This is a genomic window from Streptomyces panaciradicis (assembly GCF_023516615.1).
GTDB lineage: Bacteria > Actinomycetota > Actinomycetes > Streptomycetales > Streptomycetaceae > Streptomyces > Streptomyces panaciradicis.
The window spans coordinates 25129-31186 of the sequence record NZ_JAMGBF010000116.1 but is presented as its reverse complement, the minus strand read 5'-3'; the positions used below and the strand labels follow the sequence as shown (position 1 = coordinate 31186).

At 74.4% G+C, this 6058-nt stretch carries 4 protein-coding genes; all 4 read left to right on the top strand.

The features are described 5' to 3' along the window. Window positions 1-1246: glycogen debranching protein (locus M8J74_RS31955; protein ID WP_249839780.1), on the top strand; the 1246-nt coding region annotated here is incomplete at its 5' end. Window positions 1247-1338: 92 nt separating this feature from the next. Further along, the gene (gene treY / locus M8J74_RS31950) at window positions 1339-3693 is read left to right on the top strand and encodes a malto-oligosyltrehalose synthase (RefSeq protein ID WP_249839779.1); all 2355 of its coding nucleotides are present in this window, start codon (window positions 1339-1341) and stop codon (window positions 3691-3693) included. Between the two features lie 338 nt (window positions 3694-4031). After that, entirely contained in the window at window positions 4032-4355 is a 324-nt protein-coding gene (locus M8J74_RS45070; RefSeq protein ID WP_372500334.1) for a hypothetical protein, read from the top strand. Between the two features lie 57 nt (window positions 4356-4412). Continuing rightward, on the top strand, window positions 4413-5663 hold the full coding sequence (locus tag M8J74_RS31940) for a M14 family zinc carboxypeptidase (RefSeq protein WP_249839778.1): 1251 nt from the start codon (window positions 4413-4415) through the stop codon (window positions 5661-5663). Window positions 5664-6058: the final 395 nt, after the last annotated feature.

Sequence of the window (6058 nt, the reverse complement as noted above, 5' to 3'; positions counted from 1 at the left end):
GCTCACCGACGACCCCCGGTACTACATGGACACCACCGGCACCGGGAACTCGCTGCTCATGCGGTCCCCGCACGTCCTGCAGCTGATCATGGACTCGCTGCGGTACTGGGTGACCGACATGCACGTCGACGGCTTCCGCTTCGACCTCGCGGCGACGCTGGCCCGGCAGTTCCACGAGGTGGACCGGCTGTCGTCGTTCTTCGACCTGGTGCAGCAGGACCCGGTGGTCTCCCAGGTGAAGCTGATCGCCGAGCCCTGGGACGTCGGCGAGGGCGGCTACCAGGTGGGCAACTTCCCGCCGCTGTGGACCGAGTGGAACGGCAAGTACCGCGACACCGTGCGCGACATGTGGCGCGGCGAGCAGCGGGCGCTCGCGGAGTTCGCGTCCCGGCTGACCGGCTCCTCCGACCTCTACCAGGACGACGGCCGCCGCCCGCTGGCCTCGATCAACTTCGTGACCTGCCACGACGGCTTCACCCTGCACGACCTGGTGTCCTACAACGACAAGCACAACCGGGCCAACGGCGAGGACAACCGCGACGGCGAGAGCCACAACCGGTCGTGGAACTGCGGCGCGGAGGGCGAGACCGACGACCCCGAGGTGCTGACGCTGCGGGCGCGGCAGATGCGCAACTTCGTCGCCACCCTGATGCTGTCCCAGGGCGTGCCGATGATCAGCCACGGCGACGAGTTCGCCCGCACCCAGAACGGCAACAACAACGCATACTGCCAGGACAACGAACTGTCCTGGGTGAAATGGCCCGCCACCGACGACGACGAGGAGGACGACGACGGGCTGCTGGCCTTCACGCGCGCGATGGTGTGGCTGCGCAAGGATCACCCGGTCCTCCGGCGCCGCCGCTTCTTCCACGGACGGCCCGTGGAGGGCACCCACGACGACCTGTCCGACATCGCCTGGTTCACCCCGGAAGGCCGGGAGATGACCCAGCAGGACTGGGACTCGGCGCCCGCGTCGGCACTGACGGTGTTCCTCAACGGCAACGCGATCTCCGAGCCCGGCTCCCGGGGCGAGCGGATCACCGACGACTCGTTCCTGCTGATGTTCAACGCCTCGCCCGAGCCGCTGGACTTCGTCGTCCCGGTCAACCACGGCCGGCAGTGGCAGGTCGTCGTGGACACCGCGCGCGCGGACTGCGTACCGCCCGGCGAGGGCCCGAAGGTGACGGCCGGTGACCGGCTGACCCTGGTGGACCGCAGCCTGACCGTGTTGCAGCGGCCGGTCTAGAGCGGCGTGCCCGGCCCCCGGGCCGGGCACCCGCGCGGGCCCTCGGAGCAACGGATGACACGAAGCGGCGCGGGGCGGGTACGTAGGTCTGCATGACATCTGTGCGACCCGACCCCGCGGTGCCCACGGCCACCTACCGGCTCCAGCTGCAGCCCGACTTCCCGTTCACCGCCGCGGCGGCGGCCGTTCCGTACCTGGCCTCCCTCGGCGTCTCGCACCTGCACCTGTCCCCCGTCCTGGAGGCCGTGCCCGGTTCGGCGCACGGCTACGACGTCGTCGACCACGCGCGCGTGCGCGACGAACTCGGCGGCGAGGAGGGGCTGCGCGCGCTGTCCCGCACCGCGCGCGAGCACGGCCTCGGCCTGGTCGTCGACATCGTGCCGAACCACATGGCCATGTCCCCGCGCCACAACCACGCCCTGTGGGAGGTCCTGCGCGAGGGCCCGAAGTCGCCGTACGCGCGCTGGTTCGACATCGACTGGGAGGCGCAGGACGGCCAGGTGCTGCTGCCGGTGCTGGGCGGCCCGCTCGGCTCGGTCGTCGACGAACTACGGGTCGACGGCGACGTCCTGCGCTACTACGACCACGCGTTCCCGCTCCGCGAGGGAACCGGGGAGCTGCCCCTGCCGCAGCTCCTGGACGCCCAGTGGTACCGGCCCGTGTGGTGGCGGCTGGCCCGCACCGAGCTGAACTACCGGCGCTTCTTCAGCATCTCGGAGCTGATCGGGGTGCGCGTCGAGGACCCCGAGGTGTTCGACGCCACGCACGCGAAGATCCTTCAGCTGCTGCGCGAGGGCGTGATCGACGGGCTGCGCGTGGACCACCCGGACGGGCTCGCCGACCCCGACGGCTACCTGGCACGGCTGCACGAGGCGACGGGCGGCCGCTGGACGGTCGTGGAGAAGATCCTCGCGGACGGGGAGCCCCTGCCGGCCTCCTGGCCCGTCGCCGGCACCACCGGCTACGACGCCCTGCGCCACATCGACGGGCTCTTCGCCGACCCCGACGGGTGCGGGGAGCTGCTGGGCCTGTACCGGCGCTTCGCCGCCCCGCAGACGGACCGGGGCGGCGACTGGGCGGCGACGGTGCGGCGCGCGGCGTACAAGGTGATCACGCACGAGCTGGCCACCGAGGTCGACCGGCTGACCCGGGCGGCGGTACAGGTGTGCGCCACCGCCCAGGACCCGGCCCTGCGCGACCGCGCCCCCTGGGCGCTGCGCACGGCGCTCCAGGAGCTCCTGGTCCGGATGGAGGTCTACCGGCCCTACACCTCCGGCGACCCGGCCCTGGTCGTCACCGAGGAGGCCGCCGCCGAGGCGCGGGGCGCCTTCGCCGTCCCGGAGGAGGCCGGCGCGGTCGACGTCGTGCGCGACCTGGTGCTGGGGCGGGCCGGCGCCGGTCCCGAGCAGGCGGAGTTCTTCACGCGGTTCGCCCAGACGGCCTCCGCCCTGCGCGCCAAGTCCGTGGAGGACACGGCGTTCTACCGCTACGTGCCGCTGCTGTCCGCGAACGAGGTCGGCGGCGACCCGGGCAGCCCGTCGGTGTCCCCGGACGACTTCCACGCCTACTGCGCGCGCGTGCAGCGCGACTGGCCGACGACCGGCACGGTCGTCTCGACGCACGACACCAAGCGCAGCGCGGACGTACGGGCGGCGCTGGCCGTCCTCACGGAGTGCCCCGGGCGCTGGGCCGACGTGCTGGCCGACGCCACCCACGCCGAGGAGAGCGTGCCGGACGCGCAGCTGGCGTGGGCGGCCTGGCAGACCGTGTTCGGGCTCGGCCCGGCGGACGCGGAGCGCGTGCAGCAGGCCCTGCTCAAGCACGTGCGCGAGGCCGGCCTGTTCACCAGCTGGACCGAACAGGAGCCCGCCTACGAGGAGGCCGTCGCGGCGTTCGTGGCCTCGGGCCCGTGCGGGCCGCCCGCCGAGCACGTCGCAGCCCTGCGCGAGGCGCTGGAACCGCACATCCGGGCCAACGTGCTGGGCACCGCCCTGGTGCACCTGACGATGCCCGGCGTGCCCGACGTCTACCAGGGCACCGAGAGCGAGTACCTGGCCCTCGTCGACCCGGACAACCGGCGGCCGGTGCGGTACCCGCCGGAGGACCCCGGCGACAAGGGGGCGCTGACGGCGGCCGCGCTGCGGCTGCGCGCCCGCCGGCCCGCCGCCTTCGGGGACACGGCCACCTACACGCCCCTGGCGGCTCAGGGGCCGGCGGCGGAGCACTGCGTGGCGTTCGCCCGCTCCGGGGAGGTCATCACGGCCGTGACCCGCCTGTCGCTCCGGCTGGCCGAGGCGGGAGGCTGGCAGGACACGCTGCTGCCGCTGCCGCCGGGCCGATGGTCGGACGCCCTGACCCCGGACCACGAGTTCACGGGCCACGCCCGCGCGGAGGACCTTTTCACCCACCTGCCGGTGGTGCTGCTGGAGCGGGTCGGGGAGGGGTGAGGAGTGAGGGCCGGCGGGGGCTCAGGGCTGCGGGCCGACGAGGGCTGAGCTCCGTGGGGCGGAACGGTCTGAGTGCTGCGGCCGGGGGAAGGCTGAGGGCTGCGGGCCGACAGCACTGCGGCGGTGGCACGCGTGTGCGGGACGCGGGGGCGGGCTGACGCTGACGCCGAGGGGGTCTCGGGTCGGCGCTGGAGGCGGTCGCGCTCGGGTGGGTGGTTAGCCGCGTGCGGGGCGCCCGGGTTCGGCCAGGCGGCTCGCAGCAGGTCCACGAAGGCCTCGGCGGCGCCGGTCGGCGGTACGCGGGCGAAGAGCGTCATGCCGGGCGTCCGGGACGGGGCGTGCGAGAGGACCGCGCAGTCCTCGCCGACCGCGCCGCGCACGACCTCGCCGCGCGCCGCGGCGTCGTCCTGGCTACGGGCTCGCGCCCGCGCACGCTCCCCGGGCTCGAGCCGGACGGCCGGCGCGTGGTGAGGAGCGACGACGCGCTCTTCGCACCCGGGCTCCCGGCGTCCCCCGAGAGCCAGCTGATCGTCGGCTGGGACGCCCGTGCCTCGGACGTGGCCCGGCACGTCCACCCGCATCCGACGCCCCCTTCGACGCCCTCCAGGCCCGCGGTGAATGCATCCGAGCGCCCCCTGGAGGCTCCCTGGGTGCCTGCTTGACAGTTGCCGGAGACCGTGGGGTACTGCGGATTGCGAGGCCGGGCGGATGTGTCGGGGGTGAGTCTCCTGCCGGTGCTGCGCTACCCCACGGTGACCCAACTCATCTCGTCCGCAGGAGCGTTGGCCGCTCATCGACCCACCTTGTGCGTGCTGCGGCAGGTGGGTGTCTCCCGCGCGGGCAGGCCCCTGCACCTGCTGTCCGTGGGCCGGGCCCGGCGTGCCGTACTGGTCGTCGCCGGCGCCCACGCCAACGAGCCCACGGGCGGCCCCACGCTGCTCGCTCTCGCCGAACGGGTGCTGCGGGAGCGGGAGTTGCGCAGCGACACCTCCTGGCACTTCCTGCTGTGCGCGGACCCCGACGGGGCGAGCCTGCACGTCACCCCGGCGCCGCGCAGCCTGTTCGACTACCACCTCGGGTTCTTCCGGCCGGCGGCCGAGGAGCAGCCGGAGTGGTCGCCCTCGGTGCTGCCGCCGGACCGGCTGCCGCCCGAGACGCGGACGCTGACCCGGGTCGTCGACGAGCTGCGCCCCTATCTGCAGGTGACGTTGCACGGGACGGACCTGGGCGGCACCTGGGTGCAGCTGACCAAGGACGTGCCGGGGCTCGCCGAGCCGTTCGCCAAGTCCGCCGCGGAGCTGCACATCCCGGTGGAGACGGGCGCCTCGGACGCGGCGGGCTGGGCGGCGTCCGGGCCCGGCGTGCATGTGATGCCCTCGCCGGGGGCGGGCGCCGCGTACCCGAGCATGCCGGACGACGCGCGGCGGAGCACCTGGTACCGCACCCACCGCTACGGCGGTCTGACCGCGGTGGTGGAGGTGCCGATGTGGGCGAGCGACCTGGTGGACGATCCGGCGCCGCATCCCGCGCCGGCCGAGGCGATACGACGGCTGGCGGGCCGGCTGCTGCGCGACGGACGGGAGGTGGAACGGGTCCTCGCGGACGCCCTGCCGCGCCTGGAGGGCGTCGACGGGCCGCTGCTGCGGGCCGCGAGATGGGCCCTGGACCTGGTCCCGGGGCTGGCCGAGGACTGGAGACGCACCCCGCCCGCCGACGACACGATGGCGTACGTCGGCAGCGTGGACGCGTTCGGGCGGCGGCTGCCGCTGCGGGCGGCGGCGATGCTGCTGAGGGTCCTGCGGGAGACCGACGACCGTGCGGCGCCGCGTATGGAGCGGCTCGTGGCGACGTGGAGCGACGCCTTCGAGGAGCGTTTCCGTGCCCGCTGGGTCCCGCTGGAGCACCAGATCGAGCACCAGGCCCGCACGGTCGTGGCGGCGGCACTGCACGCGCGCGACCGCACCGCCTGAGCCCCGGGCCCGAAGCCCCACACGCGCAGCCCGCAGCCACTCAGCCGCCAACGCCACCCGCCAGCCGTAAGCCCGCAGCCCGCAGCCGTAAGCCGCCCAGCCGTCAGCCCTCAGCCCTCAGCCCTCAGCCGCCCAGCGCCCAGCCCTCAGCCGCCACCCGCCAGCCGCCAGCCGCCCAGCCGTATGCCGCCCAACCGCCCAGCCATGGGCCCTCAGCCGTAAGCCGCCAGCAGCCCAGCCGTAGGCCCTCAGGCCGTCAGGCCGTCAGGCCGTCAGGCCGTCAGGCCGTCAGCCGTAAGCCCTCAGCCGCCACCCGCCAGCCGCCAGCCGTCCAGCCGTATGCCGCCCAACCGCCCAGCCATGGGCCCTCAGCCGTAAGCCGCCAGCAGCCCAGC